This is a genomic window from Brucella grignonensis (assembly GCF_002252505.1).
Lineage (GTDB): Bacteria > Pseudomonadota > Alphaproteobacteria > Rhizobiales > Rhizobiaceae > Brucella > Brucella grignonensis.
In genome coordinates this window covers 75,389-92,813 of record NZ_NNRL01000161.1, presented here as the reverse complement: position 1 = coordinate 92,813, position 17,425 = coordinate 75,389, and the positions used below count along the sequence as shown (strand labels likewise).

The window sequence follows — 17,425 nt, the reverse complement described above, 5'->3', positions numbered from 1 at the left end:
AAGAGCGTTCTGAAAAGGGCAAGTCATGAACGAGGTTCTGAAACAAAACCGGTTTCGTGTGGAAGGCATGGATTGCGCCTCCTGTGCGACGAAAATCGATACGGCTGTGCGTCGGGTTGCAGGTGTGGAAGATGTGTCCGTGTCGGTGACGACGGGCATGATGACTGTGCGCCATGATGGCAGTAGCGATCTGGAAAGGGTTGCCAAAAAAGTGCGCAGCCTTGGTTATAGTGTTGAGCCGGTGGCTGACGAAAAAGCTCCGGCCAGGCATGAGCATCATGATCACGATCATGCCGATTGCAGCGGACACGATCATGATCACGACCACAAGCATGACCACCATGGTCACAGCCACGAAGAAATCGAAGCAAAGCAGATAACGGTAACTGCTGCCAGTTTCCGCTTTCAGGTCGATGGCATGGATTGCGCCTCCTGCGCGGCCAAGATTGATACGGCTGTGCGTCGCGTTGGTGGTGTGCAGGATGTTTCGGTCTCTGTGACCAATGGCACCATGACCGTCAGTCATGACGGCTTGGCAAACCCTGACGAGATTGCTGCAAAAGTGACAGGGCTTGGCTACAAGACCAGTATACAGTCAGCAATTGGCAGGAAGGCATCACCTTCAACGCCTGCAAAACCCAGACGCTGGTGGCAGAGCGGCAAAGGCCAGATGATGCTCGCCTGTGGCGGCGGTCTGGTCGTTGCTTATATTGTCGGCCATCTTTATCCGCCGATTGCTTTGTGGGCTTTCACGGCTGCGATGTTGATTGGTCTTATACCGATTGCAAAACGCGCTTATTCGGCAGCTATCAACGGCACGCCTTTCTCTATTGAAATGCTGATGACGATCGCCGCGATCGGCGCGGTTATCATCGGTGCCACTGAAGAAGCGGCAGCCGTCGTCTTCCTGTTTCTGGTTGGCGAATTGCTGGAAGGTGTTGCCGCTGGCAAGGCGCGTGACAGCATCCAGTCGCTGACGGCGCTGGTGCCCAAGACCGCGTTTCTCGAGGACAACGGTTCAACAAGGGAAGTGCAAGCGGAGGACCTCAACGTCGGCGATGTAATCTCTGTGCGCCCGGGGGACCGTATGCCTGCTGATGGCGAAATTATTTCCGGCGAGAGTGCTGTCGATGAAGCGCCGGTTACGGGCGAAAGCACGCCGGTTGGCAAGGACGTGGGCGATAGTGTATTTGCAGGCACCATCAATGGCGACGGGCTGCTGCGCGTGAAGGTGACGGCTGCAGCGCAGGATAACACCATCGCACGCGTTGTGCGGCTGGTTGAGGAAGCGCAGGAAGCCAAAGCACCGACTGAACGTTTCATCAATCGCTTCTCGACCTATTACACGCCGGGTGTTGTTGTGGTTGCGGCTTTGGTTGCGATCCTGCCGCCACTGGTGGCGGGTGCTGCATGGGATGAATGGATCTACAAAGGCCTCGCCATTCTGCTGATCGGTTGCCCTTGCGCGCTGGTTATTTCGACGCCTGCGGCTATTGCGGCTTCGCTTTCTGCTGGCGCACGACGCGGACTTCTGTTGAAGGGCGGCGCGGTTCTTGAAACAATCGGTAAGATCACAACCGCTTGCTTCGATAAAACCGGCACGCTGACTGAGGGCAAGCCACAGGTGACGGATGTTCTGCCCGCAGCACTTTCGGAAGAAGACGTTCTGCGCCTTGCCGCATCGCTTGATGCAGGCTCCAGTCATCCGCTTGCACTGGCAATTGTTGGTGCAGCAGAAGCGCGTGGTCTGAAGCTATCTGAGGTTTCGACCGGTAAAGCCCATGGCGGTAAGGGTGTGTCAGGCACTGCCAATGGCATTGAACTGTTCCTTGGTTCACGCAAGGCTGCCAATGAAATCTCGACCATTTCAGAAGAGCTGGCGGCCCGAATTACCGCTTGTAACGACGAAGGCAAGACGGTTTCGGTGCTGGTTGCAGACGGTAAAATTGCAGGTGCCATCGCCATGCGTGACGAACCGCGTGCCGACGCGATTGCCGGGCTTAAGACGCTGAAAGATGCAGGCATTCGCACTGTGATGCTGACCGGCGATAATCGCCGCACGGCAGAAGCTATCGGCAAGGATCTCGGCATTGAGGTGCGTGCGGAACTTCTGCCGGAAGACAAGCAGCGCATCGTTGGCGAGTTTCGCAATGCGGGTCAGGTTGTTGCCAAGGTTGGTGATGGCATCAACGATGCGCCAGCGCTGGCTGCGGCTGATGTTGGCATTGCCATGGGCGGCGGCACCGACGTGGCTCTGGAAACGGCAGATGCGGCAGTGCTTCATGGTCGTGTGGGGGATGTGGCTGCAATGGTCGATCTTTCCCAGCGGACCATGCGTAATATCCATCAGAACATCACAATCGCGCTTGGGCTGAAGGCTGTGTTTCTTGTGACCACTGTGCTGGGAATTACCGGCCTCTGGCCCGCCATTCTGGCCGACACAGGCGCGACTGTTCTGGTGACGATCAATGCGCTGCGATTGCTAAGGCAGCCAGGCTGATAAAAAAACCGGCGAAGGAAACTTCGCCGGTTTTTCTTGATGAATTATTCCCCGATCAATTCGCGAATGCGTTCGCCATATTGCTTGCCAAAGGCCACGTGTTCGGGATTGATCTGCTTCACTTCATCGACAAGCTGATCTTCTTCTTCCGCATCAGCGGCTGCAAGCGCGCTCATCATGGCAAAATAGGCAAGAAGATAATCGCGTGGCGTAATATTCTCGGCCTTCATCACGTCCACCACCTGAGGGCGCGATTCAATGCTCTTCACCATGGAATCCATGGAAGGCTGCGCATCCTGACCTTCTTCAGCAGTCGGTGAAAGCTGCATGTCCTCGAGCTTGTTATGGATTTTTTCCATGCGCGCGAGAAGGTCTTCGGTCAGCTTGAAATTATTGATGTCAGCAGGCGTCTGCGGTGGCGTTGCGATGGCCAGAATGTCTTCGGCAAAGGCCATATTCGCTGACTGCGGCAGGATCGCGAGCGTTAGACCGAGCAGGGCAGCTGTATGAAACTGTCTGAAGCGAGAAATTGTCGTCATGGTCGTGTCCTAGAATAAGTCTTTGCGCTTGCGGATCTCTGCGAAAACCGCTTCATCAGCGGCGCTCTGCATCCCAAGCCGCGTGCGAATGCGGCCATCGTGCCAGCGCAGGAACGGATTGGTTGCCATTTCAAGCGCGATGCTGGAGGGCAGGGTCATCTTATCTGCTGCACGCAACCGCGCAATCTCCTGCGCCCGCTCTTTAAGGGCTGAATTGTCGGGGTCGATGGTCAATGCAAAACGGGCATTGCTTTCGGTATATTCATGACCGCAATAAACCGCCGTGTCACCGGGCAGAGCCACGAGCTTTTGCAACGACTGGAACATGGTTGCAGGTGTTCCTTCGAACAAGCGTCCGCAGCCCAGCGCGAAAAGCGTGTCGCCTGTAAACACCACTTTCGCTTCCGGCAGGTAGAAAGAAATCTCGCCAGCGGTGTGACCGGGCGTGGAAATCACTTTGACCTTGAAAAGCCCGAAGGTGAATTCATCGCCATCCTGAACGGTGCGATCAATGCCGGGGATTTTGCTTTCCTCGGCCTTCGGGCCAATGATGCTGACGCCGAATCTGGCTTTCAGCTGCTCATTGCCTTCAACATGGTCGAGATGGTGGTGGGTTGTGAAGATGAAGTCCAGCGTCCAGCCACGACGCTTTAACGCCGCTTCGATGGCATTTGCATCAGGTGCATCGATTGCAGCCGTCAGCGCGCTTTCAGGATCATGGATGAGAACGCCATAATTATCGCTGCGGCAGATGAATTGTTCAATGTCCAGCCTTTTGTCGATTTGGGACATGGCGTTCTCCTTATCGAATTCTATTCTGCCTTGGTTTCAGGCAAAGTGTGCTTCTGGATAAGTGGCATTTGTGAAAGCGTGAAGACAATCGTGATCGGCATGATGCCCCAGACCTTGAAGGAAACCCAGGCATCGGTCGAAAAATTCCGCCAGACAAGTTCGTTCACAATCGCGAGGAAAACAAAGAACAGGCCCCAGCGGAAGGTCAGCTTGCGCCAGCCCTCGGCATCCAGTTTGAAAGCTGAATCGAACACATAGCCGAGCAGAGATTTGCCAAACAAAAGGCCACCCAAAAGGATCGCGCCAAACAGCGTGTTCACGATGGTCGGCTTCATCTTGATGAAGGTGTCGTTGTGCAGCCAGAGTGTCAGCGCGCCAAAGACCAGAACCACGATGCCGGAAATGAGCGGCATCATCGGTAATGTGCGTGTCAGCGACCATGAAACGGCAAGTGCAATAACGGTTGCGACCATGAAGAGTGCAGTTGCCAGAAAGATCGGTTCGCCGATCTGGCCGAGCACGGGAAAACGCTCGATCAGGCTTTCTCCGCGCGCATTGGCGAAAAAGAACACCAGAAGCGGTCCGAGTTCCAATGCAAGCTTGAGCAGCGGCGGAACTTCTTTGCGTTCGGCTTCTGTCTTCTGCGACGGGTCGCGTTCGAAAACGGGATGCTGCATCAGGCAACTCCTGCGATGGCGCGGGCAAAATCCTTGGCCGCAAATGGTTCAAGATCGTCGACGCCTTCGCCGACGCCGATGAAATAGATCGGAAGCTTATGCTTGGCGGAGATTGCCACCAGAATGCCGCCGCGTGCCGTGCCGTCAAGCTTGGTCATCACGAGACCGTTGACGCCAGCGATGTTCTTGAAGATCTCGACCTGATTGAGCGCATTCTGCCCGGTTGTGGCATCCAGCGTCTGGAGAACCGTGTGCGGTGCTTCCGGATCGTGTTTGCCAAGAACGCGAACGATCTTGGCGAGCTCGTCCATCAGTTCGGCCTTGTTCTGCAAACGGCCTGCCGTATCGATGATGAGCACATCGCTGCCTGCATCTTTCGCCTGTTTCCATGCGTCATAGGCAAGGCCTGCCGCGTCTGCTCCGAGCTTGCTCGAAACAACAGGCGAACCGGTGCGCTCGCCCCAGATATGAAGCTGTTCGATAGCTGCGGCGCGGAAAGTATCGCCTGCCGCAAGCATCACCTTGAGGCCGCCAGCGGTCAGCTTTGCGGCAAGCTTGCCAATGGTTGTGGTCTTGCCGGTGCCATTGACGCCGACAACCAGAATGACATGCGGCTTATGCGAGAGATCAAGTTCCAGCGGCTTTGCGACGGGCCCAAGCACCTTTTCGATTTCAGCACCCATGATGTTACGGACTTCTTCGCCGGTTACATCCTTGCCATAACGACCGGACGACAGCGCATCGGTTACACGCATGGCGGTTTCAAGGCCGAGATCGGCCTGAATGAGCACGTCTTCAAGATCCTGCAACGTGTCTTCATCGAGCTTGCGCTTGGTGAAGATACCGCTGATGGAATCGCTCAATGAATTCGATGAGCGCAGCAGGCCGCGACGCAGGCGCTCGAACCATGACAGCTTTGGCTCAGGCGCTGCCTCGACCGGCGCTTCTTCCTGATGTTCTTCAACGGCCTTTGCGACCTTGACCTTTTTGGGTTTCACCGGCTCTGGCTGAGGTGCGGGCTCGACTGCTTCCTCAACTGGAGCCTCAGGAGCTTTCGCGACTTCAACCTGTTCAAGTTCAGCAACAGGTTCCGGCTCTGGCTCGATGACAGGCTCAACAACAGACTCTGGCGCAGGTGCTTCAACCACAATTGGTTCCATCACCGGAGGCTGTTCAATCGGGATTTCGATCTCGGCTACCGGATGCTCAGCCTCAGCGACGGGTTCTTCAACCGGCGCAGGCTCAGCAACGACCGCAAGTGCTTCCGGTTCGGAAATGACCACTTCAACGACTGTGTTTTCAGTTGCTTCAGGCGCTTTGACGGTTTCAGGAAGCTGTGCTTCCACAGCATCGGGAGCCGGTTGTTCGACCGGCTTTTCTTCGACCTCCTTCTTGCCGAAGGAGAACATTTTCTTGATGAAACCCATTGCCATGAAATCTGATGCCCTTAAGCTTTAAGCCGCTTGCGGCTCTGTCTGACGGGTGAGGAGTTTTTCACCGTCATGCCCCGTCACAATTCGTTCGATAATTTCGCCAGCATTGCCCTGATCCACAGCGGCCAACGTAAAACCTTCCGTGCGGGCAATGCCTTCCTTCTCGATCAACAGGCGTTGCACAGTGCCATTGAGAGAAGCGAGGTGTTTTTCATAAGCCCGGTCGCCCACAGCGCGCAGCCTTTTGGCGCGATCTTTCACGATTTCGCGCCTGACCTGCGGCATACGTGCAGCCGGTGTGCCTTCGCGTGCGCTGTAAGGGAAGACGTGCAGATGTGTCAGCCCACATTCCTCAACGATCTTCATCGAGTTTGCGAACATCTCTTCGGTCTCGGTCGGGAAACCGGCAATGATGTCGGCACCGAACACGATGTCAGGGCGGAGTGCGCGCACATCTTCGCAGAAGCGGATGGAATCATCACGCAAATGGCGGCGCTTCATGCGCTTCAAGATCATGTCGTCGCCTGCCTGAAGCGACAGATGCAGATGTGGCATCAGGCGCTTTTCGTTGGCGATTGCTTCCATCAGGTCTTCGTCGGCCTCGATGGAATCAATGGATGACAGGCGCAGGCGCTGCAAATCCGGCACCTGACTGAGAACAGTCTTCACCAGCTTGCCGAGACGCAGGCTTCCTGGCAGATCAGGACCATAGGAGGTCATGTCCACGCCGGTCAGAACCACTTCCGCGTAGCCATTATCGACAAGGCGTTTGACCTGATCGATGACGCCGCCCATTGGCACCGAGCGCGAATTGCCGCGACCATAAGGAATGATGCAGAAGGTGCAGCGATGATCGCAGCCATTCTGTACCTGCACGAATGCGCGTGCGCGGCCTTCAATCGCATCGACCATATGGCTCGCGGTTTCGCGTACTTCCATAATGTCGTTGACGCGGACCTTTTCGAACTGGTTCACGCCGAAATCGGGCAGCATGCGGTAGGAGTTGGCCTTGAGCTTTTCCTCATTACCCAGAATGAGGTCGACTTCATCCATGGCTTCGAATTTGGCCGATTCCGTCTGTGCGGCACAGCCGGTGACGATGATGCGTGCTTCCGGATTGTCGCGACGGGCTTTGCGGATAGCTTGACGCGCCTGACGCACGGCTTCCGATGTTACCGCACAGGTGTTGAAGATGATCGCACCGTCTTTTAGCTCGCCGAGCCCGGCGCTATCTGCTTCGCGCTTCATCACCTCGGATTCATAGGTGTTGAGACGGCATCCGAAGGTTACGACTTCCACAGCCATCAGGCAGCTCCCTGATTCTGATCAAGCTTTGTATTTGGGGCATACTCCCATGCGCCGGTTGCAGGATCGAACGTGCCATCAAATTCCCATTCAGCGGGACCAGTCATCATGACGTGATCGTCGTCGCGCCATTCAATCTTGAGCGGGCCGCCAGGGACATTAACGGTGACGTTGCGCTCAGTGCGTCCGGTTCTGCTGGCGGAAACAGCCGCGGCGCAGGCGGCAGAACCACATGCAAGCGTCAGGCCCGCACCACGTTCCCATGTGCGCAGATTGATGCTGTCGCGCGACGTGACCTGAGCGATGGAAATATTGGCGCGTTCGGGGAAGATCGGATCATGTTCCAGTCCTGGCCCATACTGATCGAGCGCATAGGACCAGACATCGTTTTCGACCCAGAAGATCGCATGCGGATTGCCCATGGATGCAATCGACGGCGCTTGCAGAACAGGCGCATCGGCAGGACCAGCAGACAGATCAATGGCGCGTGTATCGGCAACTTCATGGGCGAGGGGGATTTCCTGCCAGCCGAAATGCGGCGTACCCATATCGACCGTGATCAGCCCGTCTTCATGCTCATTGGCAGTCAGGATACCCGCCAGTGTCTGGAAGATATAGTTCTGCTTGCCGCTTTCATTCGAAAGCCATTGCACCACGCAGCGTGTACCGTTGCCGCAAGCCTGCGCCTGCGTGCCATCGCAATTGATGATCTCGATATAATGATCGGTACCGGGGATTTGGGGATCATGAATGGCCATGATCTGGTCAAACGAGGTTGGCTCATCTCCAGCCAAACGGATTGCAGCGGCCGGTGCGATACGATCGCTGCGTCCGCGCATATCGGCAACAATGATCTTGTTGCCCAGTCCGTTCATCTTGGCGAAGATAGCCTTGCTCATTGCTGGTTCGGGGTCCCGTTATGTTGGAAAGGCTCTGGAGCGCGTTTCGATCTGATTTGATCAGATCTGCGCTCCGACTTATTTGTTTTAAGGCGCATCTTAGTCCGAAAACCGTTTCACACTTTTCGGGATGCGCTCTATATGGCGGAAAAGCCCACAAATTGCCAGTACCGGCGCACTATTGAACGAACCAGTGTTGGCTCATCCCCTTCAGGGATAGCAGATTGCTCAAAAACTGTGTCCTTCCTGCGCCATTCTAAAAATTTCTAAATTATTTCAAGCGATCTTGATGCCATCTCATCCATATTTGCCTCATTGCACAGTTGATTTTTTAACCATATCGCCATTTTATCGGTGCAATATTGTTTTAGGTCGAGTCACCAAACTCGACGGTGCGAGGGGCATCCCCCGAATAATTGGCCCCACGAACATGATGAAATTGGAGAACCAGATGGGAATTTCAAAAGCAAGTTTGCTCAGCATTGCTGCAGCAGGCGTCATTTTGGCCGGTTGCCAGAGCTCCCGGGTTGGAGGCTTTGACAACAATGCATCGCCGCCGCCGCCAGCACCGCTGAGATCTGCTCCCGTCAGTTCCGTACAGTCTGGTAATCTCAACGCTCCAAATTCGTTTCCAACCGCGCCGACTACCGACATGTCGCAGCCAGCCGCTGGCACGCAGGTCGCAAGCCTGCCGCCCGAATCGGCACCTGATCTGACACCGGGTACGGTAGCCGGTGTGTGGAATGCATCGCTTGGCGGTCAGAACTGCAAGATCGCAACGCCGCAGACCAAGTATGGTCAGGGCTACCGCGCCGGTCCGCTGCGCTGCCCGGGCGAACTTGGAAGCCTTGCTTCCTGGTCCGTCAGCGGCAAGCAGCTTTCGCTCTATGATGCGAATGGCGGAACCGTTGCGACGCTCTATTCTTCCGGTCAGGGCCGCTTCGATGGTCAGACCAAGGGCGGTCAGGCAGTTTCGCTGTCGCGCTAAGACGTTCTTTCGCTTAAAAGACAGGCGGATCATCGCGAGGTGGTCCGCCGTTTTTGCAATTGAAAGGTTGAACGGAAGCAATCATGTCTTTCGACGGTAATCTGAAAGCGTTTCCTTCAGTCAGCGAGCATTATGATGCGCTGGTGGCTGCAGGCGAAGTTGAAGTCGATCCAGCGCAGCTTGAGCTTACCAAACGCTATGATCGCCTGATCGAAGAAATTTGCACCAAGCGTTTGTCGCGCAAATCGAGTGCGCTTGGCTGGCTGTTCGGCAAGCGCAAGGAAGTCGCAATCGTCAAGGGGCTCTATGTGCACGGCGAAGTCGGGCGCGGGAAGACCATGCTGATGGACATGTTCTTTCAGCTTTTGCCGGTCGAACGCAAACGACGCGCGCATTTCAATGATTTCATGGCCGATGCCCATGAGCGTATCAACGCGCATCGTCAGGCTTTAAAGCGGGGTGAAACCAAGCAGGAAGACCCGATCCCGCCAGTCGCAGAAGCGCTGGCCGAACAGGCTTGGGTGCTTTGCTTTGACGAGTTCACCGTGACCGATATTGCCGATGCGATGATCCTGTCGCGTCTGTTCAGCGCCTTGTTCGCACGCGGCGTGGTGTTGATCGCAACATCCAATGTTGCACCCGATAATCTCTATCGTGACGGGCTGAACCGCCAGCTTTTCCTGCCGTTTGTCAATATTCTCAAGCAGCATGTCGATGTGATCAATCTCGACTCGCGTACCGATTACCGTCTGGAAAAACTCGACCGTCAGCCGGTTTATCTGACGCCACTTGGTTCTGAAACGACCAAGCGCATGGATGCGGCATGGGCCGCCCATAAAAATGGATCGGAAGAAAAGTCAGCTGCGATCCATATCAAGGGACGTGATATTCCTGTGCGCAGGGCTGTGCCGGGAGCAGCCCGTTTCACCTTCGATGAACTTTGCGCGCAGCCGCTCGCAGCCAATGATTATATCGCCATCGTCACACGCTATCAGACACTGTTCATTGATAATGTGCCGGTACTCGACCATTCACGCCGCAATGAGGCCAAGCGCTTCATTCTGCTGATCGACGTGCTTTATGATCATCATGCGCGGTTGTTCATCTCCGCCGAAGCGCAACCTGAAAAGCTCTATGAAGCAAAGCAGGGTGTGGAAGCCTTCGAGTTTGACCGCACAGCGTCGCGCCTGTTTGAAATGCAGAGCGCGGAATATCTGGACGCATTTTCTGAAAAAGCTGCACAGTGAGGCGAGGGGGGCGCATCGTCCCCTTTGCCATCATCTAACTGCCATAGACTCGACTTATAGCATTCGCGAGCTATGTTGCTCTGACAAGAGCTTGGGTTGAATGCGGTTGATTGCCGATCGCATGTCCTTGCCTTTAGAGCGCATCCCGAAAAGTGCGAAGCGGTTTTCGGACAAGATACGCGTTATGAAGTCATCTGCGGCCCGGCTGGCGCATTGTGAGCAATGCGAAACAGCCGGACGGTGAGACTCAATTGCCTCAGTTTTGCCAAAATATCTTACGTTTACGTAAGAACATATAAATCTAAACGATTGAAAACATTGGTCGCAAAATAATGAGTTGAGTTTTTTTGCAAAGAGTCCTATCGAACCCTCGCAGCGCAGACGCGTTTTCCGGGAGGAAACCGGATAGCTTCATGCGTTTCTGGATCAAACTTGAGGAAAGAAACAATCATGGCACGCAACAAGATTGCCCTCATCGGCTCCGGCATGATCGGCGGCACGCTCGCTCATCTTGCTGGTCTGAAGGAACTCGGCGACGTCGTCCTTTTCGACATTGCGGAAGGCACTCCGCAGGGTAAGGGACTGGATATTGCAGAATCTTCACCGGTTGACGGTTTTGATGCGAAGTTCACCGGTGCAAACGACTATGCCGCAATCGAAGGCGCAGACGTTGTCATCGTAACCGCTGGTGTGCCGCGTAAGCCGGGCATGAGCCGTGACGATCTTCTGGGCATCAACCTGAAGGTCATGGAACAGGTCGGCGCAGGCATCAAGAAATACGCTCCTGAAGCTTTCGTCATCTGCATCACCAACCCGCTTGATGCGATGGTCTGGGCTCTGCAGAAGTTCTCCGGTCTGCCAGCACACAAGGTTGTCGGCATGGCTGGCGTTTTGGACAGCGCCCGTTTCCGCTACTTCCTGTCGGAAGAATTCAACGTGTCGGTCGAAGACGTCACCGCATTCGTGCTTGGCGGCCACGGCGACAGCATGGTTCCGCTGGCTCGTTACTCGACCGTTGCCGGTATCCCGCTGCCAGACCTCGTCAAGATGGGCTGGACCTCACAGGAAAAGCTCGACAAGATCATTCAGCGCACCCGTGATGGCGGCGCAGAAATCGTCGGCCTGCTCAAGACCGGTTCTGCTTTCTACGCACCAGCTGCTTCCGCCATTCAGATGGCTGAATCCTATCTCAAGAACAAGAAGCGCGTTCTGCCTGTCGCAGCACAGCTTTCCGGTCAGTATGGCGTCAAGGACATGTATGTCGGCGTTCCAACCGTGATCGGTGCCAATGGCGTTGAACGTATTATCGAGATCGATCTCGATAAGGACGAAAAGGCCGAGTTTGAAAAGTCGGTCGCATCTGTTGCCGGTCTTTGTGAAGCCTGCATCGGCATTGCTCCGTCACTGAAATAAGTCCCAGACAAGGCCGGATCGCTGCGAGATACGCAGTTCCGGCCTTTTCCGGCTGTCAATCCGTACCGGCTCTCTGATCGAGCCGGAAATCCGTAGAGGACAACCAGATGAATATTCACGAATACCAGGCCAAGCGCCTGCTCCACACTTTCGGCGCACCGATCGCCAATGGTGTGGCTGTCTATTCCGTCGAACAGGCGGAAGAATGGGCAAAGACGCTTCCAGGCCCGCTTTACGTCGTCAAGAGCCAGATCCATGCTGGTGGACGCGGCAAGGGCAAGTTCAAGGAACTCGGTCCTGATGCCAAGGGCGGTGTGCGCCTTGCAAAGTCGATCGAAGAAGTGGTTGCTCATGCGAAGGAAATGCTCGGTAACACGCTTGTTACCAAGCAGACTGGCGAAGCTGGTAAGCAGGTCAACCGTCTTTACATCGAAGATGGTGCAGACATTGAGCGCGAGCTTTATCTCTCGATCCTGATCGACCGCACCGTTGGCCGTCCTGCTTTCGTCGTTTCCACCGAAGGCGGCATGGACATCGAAGCTGTTGCCGAAGAAACCCCTGAGAAGATCATCACGGTCGCAATCGATCCTGCCAAGGGCGTGACCGATGCAGATGCCAACAAGCTCGCCGATGCGTTGAAGCTTGAAGGTGAAGCCCGTGAAGACGGCCTCAAGCTGTTCCCGATCCTCTACAAGGCCTTCACCGAGAAGGACATGAGCCTTCTGGAAATCAATCCGCTGATCGTCATGACCAATGGTCGCGTGCGTGTTCTCGATGCCAAGGTATCGTTCGACGGCAATGCGCTGTTCCGTCATCCTGACATTCAGGAGCTGCGCGATCTGTCGGAAGAAGACGAAAAGGAAATCGAAGCTTCCAAGCACGATCTCGCTTACGTCGCTCTTGATGGCAACATCGGCTGCATGGTCAACGGCGCAGGCCTTGCGATGGCAACCATGGACATCATCAAGCTCTACGGTGCAGAACCTGCCAACTTCCTCGACGTTGGTGGCGGCGCTACCAAGGAGAAGGTAACGTCTGCGTTCAAGATCATCACCGCTGATCCGGCTGTTCAGGGCATTCTGGTCAACATCTTCGGTGGTATCATGAAGTGCGACGTGATCGCTGAAGGCGTTATCGCTGCGGTCAAGGAAGTCGGCCTCAAGGTTCCGCTGGTTGTCCGTCTTGAAGGCACCAATGTCGAGCTTGGCAAGAAGATCATCAACGAGAGCGGCCTCAACGTCATTTCGGCCGACGATCTCGACGATGCGGCGCAGAAAATCGTCGCTGCAGTGAAGGGGAATTAAGGCATGTCCATTCTCGTTAACAAGGACACCAAGGTTCTCGTACAGGGCCTGACCGGCAAGACCGGTACTTTCCACACCGAACAGGCGCTTGCTTATTACGGCACGCAGATGGTCGGCGGTATTCATCCGAAAAAGGGTGGTGAAACCTGGGAAGGCCAGAAGGGCGAAAAGCTTCCGATCTTCGCAACTGTTGCAGAAGCCAAGGAACGCACGGGTGCAGACGCATCGGTGATCTACGTTCCGCCGGCAGGTGCAGCGGACGCAATCATCGAAGCGATTGAAGCTGAAGTCGGCTTCATCGTCTGCATCACCGAAGGCATTCCGGTCATGGACATGGTTCGCGTCAAGGAGCGTCTGGAACGCTCAAAATCGCGCCTGCTCGGACCAAACTGCCCCGGCATCCTGACCCCTGAAGAATGCAAGATCGGCATCATGCCGGGCAATATCTTCAAGAAGGGTTCGGTGGGTGTTGTATCCCGCTCCGGCACACTTACCTATGAGGCAGTGTTCCAAACCTCGAACGAAGGTCTTGGCCAGACCACTGCTGTCGGTATCGGCGGCGATCCGGTCAAGGGCACCGAGTTCATCGACGTGCTGGAAATGTTCCTCGCCGACGACGAAACCAAGTCGATCGTCATGATCGGTGAAATCGGTGGCTCCGCTGAAGAAGAAGCAGCGCAGTTCCTGAAGGACGAAGCAAAGCGCGGTCGCAAGAAGCCAATGGTTGGCTTCATCGCTGGCCGTACGGCTCCTGCCGGACGCACCATGGGCCATGCTGGCGCCGTGATTTCGGGCGGCAAGGGCGGCGCGGAAGACAAGATTGCAGCCATGGAATCGGCTGGCATTCGCGTGTCTCCTTCGCCAGCACAGCTTGGTAAGACGCTGGTTGAAGTCCTCAAGGGCTGAGATCGCAATCGCTGATTGAAATGCCCCGGCAGTGGCGAAAGCTGCTGCCGGGGAAAGCGCATCCCGGAAAGTGTGAAACGGTTTTCGGATAAGATGCGCGACAGATAAATGCGCATCCCGAAAAGTGTGAAGCGGTTTTCGGATAAGATGCGCGCAAGAAGACCGGAGACGGCCGGTTTAAGAGAATGTCAGGCTTTAGCCATCATTCTTCCGCAGGAATTGAGTTTGTGATCGAGTTATGCCGGGGTCTGTTGTGGTTCCTCCCCGGCGGCGTGAGGGATGAAGTTGAGAAAGCTTCCGGCCCGCGCATGATGAGCCACTACAAGGAGACGGAGCGGAGGCTCCGGATTAGGTTATGGCAAGGCAAGAACAAGCCAACGACGTTTTCGCCCTTACCTCGTTCCTCTATGGCGGCAATGCCGATTATATCGAGGAACTTTACGCCAAGTATGAGGATGATCCCAACTCGGTCGATGCAGAGTGGCGCGATTTCTTCGCGCAGCTGAAAGACGACGCCGACGATGTGCGCAAGAACGCACAGGGCGCGAGCTGGACCCGCAAGAACTGGCCAATTCAGGCTAATGGCGAGCTGGTATCCGCGCTCGATGGCAACTGGGCCGATGTTGAAAAGCATGTGACCGACAAGCTGAAGGGCAAGGCCGCTAAAGGCGATGCCAAGTCCGCTTCTGCTGCCGCACTGACTTCGGAAGAGATTGCACAGGCAGCACGCGACAGCGTTCGCGCCATCATGATGATCCGCGCCTATCGTATGCGTGGCCACCTGCATGCCAATCTCGATCCGCTCGGTCTTGCTGAAAAGCCAAATGACTTTAGCGAACTCGATCCGGCAACCTATGGCTTCACGCCTGCCGATTACGATCGCAAGATCTTCATCGATAATGTTCTCGGTCTCGAATACGCCACTGTTCCGCAGATGCTTGAGATCCTCAAGCGCACTTATTGCGGCACGATCGGCGTCGAGTTCATGCACATTTCCGATCCGGTCGAAAAGGCCTGGATTCAGGAACGCATCGAAGGTCCGGACAAAGGCTATGCTTTCACTGCTGAAGGCAAGAAGGCCATTCTGTCGAAGCTGATCGAAGCCGAAGGTTTCGAACAGTTCATCGACGTCAAGTACAAGGGCACCAAGCGTTTCGGTCTTGATGGCGGTGAATCGCTGATCCCGGCGCTGGAACAGATCGTCAAGCGTGGCGGTCAGATGGGCCTTAAGGAAGTCGTGCTCGGCATGGCGCACCGTGGTCGTCTGAACGTGCTTTCCCAGGTTATGGGCAAGCCACACCGCGCAATCTTCCACGAGTTCAAGGGCGGCTCCTATGCGCCTGACGATGTGGAAGGTTCGGGCGACGTGAAGTACCATCTTGGTGCATCGTCGGACCGCGAGTTCGATGGCAACAAGGTTCACCTTTCGCTGACTGCAAATCCGTCGCATCTTGAAATCGTCAACCCGGTCGTTATGGGCAAGGCACGCGCCAAGCAGGATCTGCTTGTTGGCCGCACCCGCGATGACATGGTGCCGCTGACGGAACGCGCAAAAGTTCTGCCGTTGCTGTTGCACGGCGATGCTGCTTTCGCAGGTCAGGGTGTGGTTGCCGAGTGTCTTGGCCTTTCGGGCCTGAAAGGCCACCGCGTTGGCGGTACGCTGCACTTCATCATCAACAACCAGATCGGCTTCACCACCAATCCGGCCTTCTCGCGTTCGTCGCCTTATCCGTCGGATGTGGCGAAGATGATCGAAGCACCGATTTTCCACGTCAATGGTGATGATCCGGAGGCGGTCGTGTTCGCAGCCAAGGTTGCGATGGAATTCCGCATGATCTTCCACAAGCCGGTAGTCATCGATATGTTCTGCTACCGTCGCTTTGGCCATAATGAAGGTGACGAACCTTCATTCACCCAGCCGTTGATGTATAAGGAAATCCGCGCGCACAAGACCACCGTGCAGCTTTACAGCGACAAGCTGATTGCAGAAGGTCTGCTTGCACAGCCTGACATCGATAAGATGAAGGCTGACTGGCGCGAAAAGCTTGAGCAGGAATTCGAAGCAGGCCAGAGCTACAAGCCGAACAAGGCTGACTGGTTTGACGGTGCGTGGAGTGGCTTGCGCACGGCAGACAATGCCGACGAACAGCGCCGCGGCAAGACCGGCGTTCCGATCAAGACGCTCAAGGAAATCGGCAAGAAGCTCGTGGAAGTGCCGAAGGGTTTCAACGTCCATCGCACGATCCAGCGCTTCCTCGATAACCGTGCCAAGATGATCGATACCGGCGAAGGTCTCGATTGGGCAACCGCTGAATCGCTGGCATTCGGTTCTCTGGTTTCTGAAGGAAGCCCGATCCGCCTGTCCGGTCAGGACGTGGAACGCGGCACCTTCTCGCAGCGCCATACGGTTCTCTATGATCAGGAAACCCAGAACCGCTATATCCCGCTGAACAATATTCAGAAGGGGCAGGCGATCTACGAAGCCATCAATTCGATGCTTTCGGAAGAAGCGGTGCTTGGCTACGAATACGGTTATTCGCTGTCCGATCCGCGTGCGCTGGTTCTCTGGGAAGCCCAGTTCGGCGATTTCGCCAACGGTGCGCAGGTCGTCTTCGATCAGTTCATCTCGTCGGGTGAACGCAAGTGGCTTCGTATGTCGGGTCTCGTCTGCCTTCTGCCGCATGGCTATGAAGGTCAGGGTCCTGAGCATTCCTCGGCCCGTCTCGAACGCTGGTTGCAGATGTGTGCGGAAGACAACATGCAGGTGGCCAATGTTACGACGCCGGCTAACTACTTCCATATCCTGCGCCGTCAGATGAAGCGTGACTTCCGCAAGCCGCTCATCATGATGACGCCGAAGTCATTGCTGCGCCACAAGCGTGCTGTGTCGAGCCTCAACGAACTGTCGGGCGATTCGTCGTTCCACCGTTTGCTTTGGGATGATGCGCAGTACAACAAGGGCGATGGCATCAAGCTTCAGAAGGATGGCAAGATCCGCCGCGTCGTTCTGTGCTCGGGCAAGGTCTATTATGATCTTTACGAAGAGCGCGAAAAGCGTGGTATCGACGATGTTTATCTGCTGCGTGTCGAACAGCTTTATCCGTTCCCGGCCAAGGCGCTCATCAATGAGCTGTCGCGCTTCCGTCAGGCGGAAATCGTCTGGTGTCAGGAAGAGCCGAAGAACATGGGTGCGTGGTCGTTCATCGATCCGTATCTCGAATGGGTTCTTGCACATATCGACGCCAAGCATCAACGCGTTCGCTACACCGGTCGTCCGGCAGCGGCGTCGCCTGCAACAGGTCTGATGTCGAAGCACCTTGCGCAGCTTGAGGCTTTCCTTGAGGATGCGCTCGGAAACTAATTTAATTGTCAGTAGGAAGCGGTTTGCAAAAGCCGCTTCGTCCTGAATTGAACATAAATCT

The 17,425-nt window shown here is 55.5% G+C and carries 13 protein-coding genes; 7 read left to right on the top strand and 6 right to left on the bottom strand.

What is annotated here, in order from left to right:
• Positions 1 to 25: 25 nt before the first annotated feature.
• Positions 26 to 2,500 (top strand): heavy metal translocating P-type ATPase, encoded by a 2,475-nt coding sequence (locus CEV33_RS12805; RefSeq protein ID WP_094540834.1) that lies wholly within the window; start codon positions 26 to 28, stop codon positions 2,498 to 2,500.
• Positions 2,501 to 2,544: 44 nt separating this feature from the next.
• Here the strand turns inward: CEV33_RS12805 and CEV33_RS12800 are convergent, their stop codons facing one another.
• From CEV33_RS12800 to dapF, 6 genes are read right to left on the bottom strand one after another with little or no spacing between them, the layout of a single operon-like run.
• The gene (locus CEV33_RS12800) at positions 2,545 to 3,039 is read right to left on the bottom strand and encodes a hypothetical protein (RefSeq protein WP_094540833.1); all 495 of its coding nucleotides are present in this window, start codon (positions 3,037 to 3,039) and stop codon (positions 2,545 to 2,547) included.
• A 9-nt stretch (positions 3,040 to 3,048) separates the two neighbouring features.
• Positions 3,049 to 3,831, bottom strand: coding sequence for a hydroxyacylglutathione hydrolase (gene gloB, locus CEV33_RS12795; protein ID WP_094540832.1), 783 nt, complete (start codon positions 3,829 to 3,831; stop codon positions 3,049 to 3,051).
• A 20-nt stretch (positions 3,832 to 3,851) separates the two neighbouring features.
• Positions 3,852 to 4,508 carry a septation protein A gene (locus CEV33_RS12790; protein WP_024898511.1) on the bottom strand — a complete coding sequence of 219 codons (657 nt, stop codon included), beginning with the start codon at positions 4,506 to 4,508 and terminating at the stop codon, positions 3,852 to 3,854.
• Positions 4,508 to 5,941 carry a signal recognition particle-docking protein FtsY gene (gene ftsY / locus CEV33_RS12785; protein ID WP_094540831.1) on the bottom strand — a complete coding sequence of 478 codons (1,434 nt, stop codon included), beginning with the start codon at positions 5,939 to 5,941 and terminating at the stop codon, positions 4,508 to 4,510. The genes CEV33_RS12790 and ftsY overlap by 1 nt, the downstream gene beginning before the upstream one ends.
• A gap of 21 nt (positions 5,942 to 5,962) precedes the next feature.
• Positions 5,963 to 7,246: a tRNA (N(6)-L-threonylcarbamoyladenosine(37)-C(2))-methylthiotransferase MtaB gene (gene mtaB / locus CEV33_RS12780; RefSeq protein WP_094540830.1), complete on the bottom strand. Its 1,284-nt coding sequence runs from the start codon at positions 7,244 to 7,246 to the stop codon at positions 5,963 to 5,965.
• Positions 7,246 to 8,145: a diaminopimelate epimerase gene (gene dapF / locus CEV33_RS12775; protein WP_094540829.1), complete on the bottom strand. Its 900-nt coding sequence runs from the start codon at positions 8,143 to 8,145 to the stop codon at positions 7,246 to 7,248. Before dapF ends, mtaB begins: the two co-directional genes overlap by 1 nt.
• Before the next feature lie 451 nt (positions 8,146 to 8,596).
• Between dapF and CEV33_RS12770 the strand changes: the two genes are divergently transcribed.
• The 6 genes from CEV33_RS12770 (at position 8,597) to CEV33_RS12745 (ending at position 17,364) form a co-directional block, all read left to right on the top strand.
• Complete coding sequence (locus CEV33_RS12770; protein ID WP_094540828.1) at positions 8,597 to 9,133, top strand: protease inhibitor Inh/omp19 family protein; 537 nt, start codon at positions 8,597 to 8,599, stop codon at positions 9,131 to 9,133.
• An 83-nt stretch (positions 9,134 to 9,216) separates the two neighbouring features.
• Positions 9,217 to 10,380: a cell division protein ZapE gene (gene zapE, locus CEV33_RS12765; RefSeq protein WP_094540827.1), complete on the top strand. Its 1,164-nt coding sequence runs from the start codon at positions 9,217 to 9,219 to the stop codon at positions 10,378 to 10,380.
• 450 nt (positions 10,381 to 10,830) lie between these two features.
• Positions 10,831 to 11,793, top strand: a complete 963-nt coding sequence (gene mdh, locus CEV33_RS12760; protein ID WP_094540826.1) for a malate dehydrogenase — start codon at positions 10,831 to 10,833, stop codon at positions 11,791 to 11,793.
• 107 nt (positions 11,794 to 11,900) lie between these two features.
• The gene (gene sucC, locus CEV33_RS12755; RefSeq protein WP_024898519.1) at positions 11,901 to 13,097 is read left to right on the top strand and encodes an ADP-forming succinate--CoA ligase subunit beta; all 1,197 of its coding nucleotides are present in this window, start codon (positions 11,901 to 11,903) and stop codon (positions 13,095 to 13,097) included.
• Between the two features lie 3 nt (positions 13,098 to 13,100).
• A complete protein-coding gene (gene sucD / locus CEV33_RS12750) occupies positions 13,101 to 14,003 on the top strand; it encodes a succinate--CoA ligase subunit alpha (RefSeq protein WP_094540825.1) in 903 nt (300 codons plus the stop codon).
• Positions 14,004 to 14,358: 355 nt separating this feature from the next.
• The gene (locus CEV33_RS12745; protein WP_094540824.1) at positions 14,359 to 17,364 is read left to right on the top strand and encodes a 2-oxoglutarate dehydrogenase E1 component; all 3,006 of its coding nucleotides are present in this window, start codon (positions 14,359 to 14,361) and stop codon (positions 17,362 to 17,364) included.
• Positions 17,365 to 17,425 lie beyond the last annotated feature (61 nt).

What these genes read in the sequence shown, in the direction of transcription:
- CEV33_RS12800 (WP_094540833.1), bottom strand. Translation starts at nt 3,039, where the DNA reads ATGACGACAATTTCTCGCTTCAGACAGTTTCATACAGCTGCCCTGCTC.
- CEV33_RS12790 (WP_024898511.1), bottom strand. Translation starts at nt 4,508, where the DNA reads ATGCAGCATCCCGTTTTCGAACGCGACCCGTCGCAGAAGACAGAAGCC.
- mtaB (WP_094540830.1), bottom strand. Translation starts at nt 7,246, where the DNA reads ATGGCTGTGGAAGTCGTAACCTTCGGATGCCGTCTCAACACCTATGAA.
- zapE (WP_094540827.1), top strand. Translation starts at nt 9,217, where the DNA reads ATGTCTTTCGACGGTAATCTGAAAGCGTTTCCTTCAGTCAGCGAGCAT.
- sucD (WP_094540825.1), top strand. Translation starts at nt 13,101, where the DNA reads ATGTCCATTCTCGTTAACAAGGACACCAAGGTTCTCGTACAGGGCCTG.
- dapF (WP_094540829.1), bottom strand. Translation starts at nt 8,145, where the DNA reads ATGAGCAAGGCTATCTTCGCCAAGATGAACGGACTGGGCAACAAGATC.
- sucC (WP_024898519.1), top strand. Translation starts at nt 11,901, where the DNA reads ATGAATATTCACGAATACCAGGCCAAGCGCCTGCTCCACACTTTCGGC.
- CEV33_RS12745 (WP_094540824.1), top strand. Translation starts at nt 14,359, where the DNA reads ATGGCAAGGCAAGAACAAGCCAACGACGTTTTCGCCCTTACCTCGTTC.
- gloB (WP_094540832.1), bottom strand. Translation starts at nt 3,831, where the DNA reads ATGTCCCAAATCGACAAAAGGCTGGACATTGAACAATTCATCTGCCGC.
- CEV33_RS12805 (WP_094540834.1), top strand. Translation starts at nt 26, where the DNA reads ATGAACGAGGTTCTGAAACAAAACCGGTTTCGTGTGGAAGGCATGGAT.
- CEV33_RS12770 (WP_094540828.1), top strand. Translation starts at nt 8,597, where the DNA reads ATGGGAATTTCAAAAGCAAGTTTGCTCAGCATTGCTGCAGCAGGCGTC.
- mdh (WP_094540826.1), top strand. Translation starts at nt 10,831, where the DNA reads ATGGCACGCAACAAGATTGCCCTCATCGGCTCCGGCATGATCGGCGGC.
- ftsY (WP_094540831.1), bottom strand. Translation starts at nt 5,941, where the DNA reads ATGGCAATGGGTTTCATCAAGAAAATGTTCTCCTTCGGCAAGAAGGAG.